This window comes from Marinobacter sp. G11 (genome assembly GCF_021282325.1).
Lineage (GTDB): Bacteria > Pseudomonadota > Gammaproteobacteria > Pseudomonadales > Oleiphilaceae > Marinobacter > Marinobacter vinifirmus.
The window spans coordinates 1-1,003 of the sequence record NZ_JAJSPB010000106.1; the positions used below are offsets into that span (position 1 = coordinate 1).

2 tRNA genes and 2 rRNA genes are annotated in these 1,003 nt (G+C 52.0%); all 4 read right to left on the minus strand.

Going from position 1 to position 1,003, the window contains the following annotated elements:
• Positions 1-107, minus strand: a 23S ribosomal RNA gene (locus LWH94_RS19215); the annotation flags it as partial.
• 329 nt (positions 108-436) lie between these two features.
• Positions 437-512, minus strand: a tRNA-Ala gene (locus tag LWH94_RS19220).
• Between the two features lie 270 nt (positions 513-782).
• Positions 783-859 (minus strand) — tRNA-Ile (locus tag LWH94_RS19225).
• 68 nt (positions 860-927) lie between these two features.
• Positions 928-1,003 (minus strand): 16S ribosomal RNA (locus LWH94_RS19230); the annotation flags it as partial.

A 1,003-nucleotide genomic window follows, 5' to 3' on the forward strand; every position in this document is an offset into this window, starting at 1 on the left:
CGGATCACAGCTCGTTTGCCAGCTCCCCGAACCTTATCGCAGGCTTCCACGTCTTTCATCGCCTCTGACTGCCAAGGCATCCACCGTATGCGCTTAGTTGCTTGACTATATAACCCCAAGACAACTGATCACGAATCCACACCCATCACCAGGCAAGCCTGATTCAGAGGTTTCTTCGAGACAGCCACTTGAAGCAATAGAACAACCACTTCAACGACAACACCGGATAACGCTTGAAATCGCTATCACTTTGAACAGTTTCTCTCGGAGATAATGAGAGAAATCTATTCGTGTTCTATCTCGTCCAATTTGTTAAAGAGCAAATCTGACCCAGTGATCAGAAAGAAGACCTTCAGTCGCCACTCTCAACAGAGTCACACAACTGAAACGCTTGTTTCTGTACACTGCTAACCCAATCAGGTTAGTCAGTAAAATTTGGTGGAGCCGAGGAGGATCGAACTCCTGACCTCCTGCGTGCAAGGCAGGCGCTCTCCCAGCTGAGCTACGGCCCCGTCTGCTTGTCCAGCCTTTGTCACTCGTCGTTGCAGCCTTCGCTCGCATCAGTCATGACCCATCGAGGGCCACTCCTTCACTCGCTCATACTGCGCCTAGATTGACAAAACCTGTCCAGCGCATCCGCGATTGCCTCAACGTTCGAGGCTTACTACACCAAGTCACCGATACGATTCGGCGAACTCGGAAAATCGGGTTAGCCTAGGCATCGACGGGTGTAGCGTGCGAGTAGCACGTGAGCCCGGCGATAACGACGGATAACGCAATTTTGGTGGGTCTGGGTGGACTTGAACCACCGACCTCACCCTTATCAGGGGTGCGCTCTAACCACCTGAGCTACAGACCCGAGTTTGCTCTCTTTATTAGCCAACCAAGTAATTCGTGTGGACTCTGACCGAAGCATTCGGCTTCGTTTAAGGAGGTGATCCAGCCGCAGGTTCCCCTACGGCTACCTTGTTACGACTTCACCCCAGTCATGAACCACACCGTG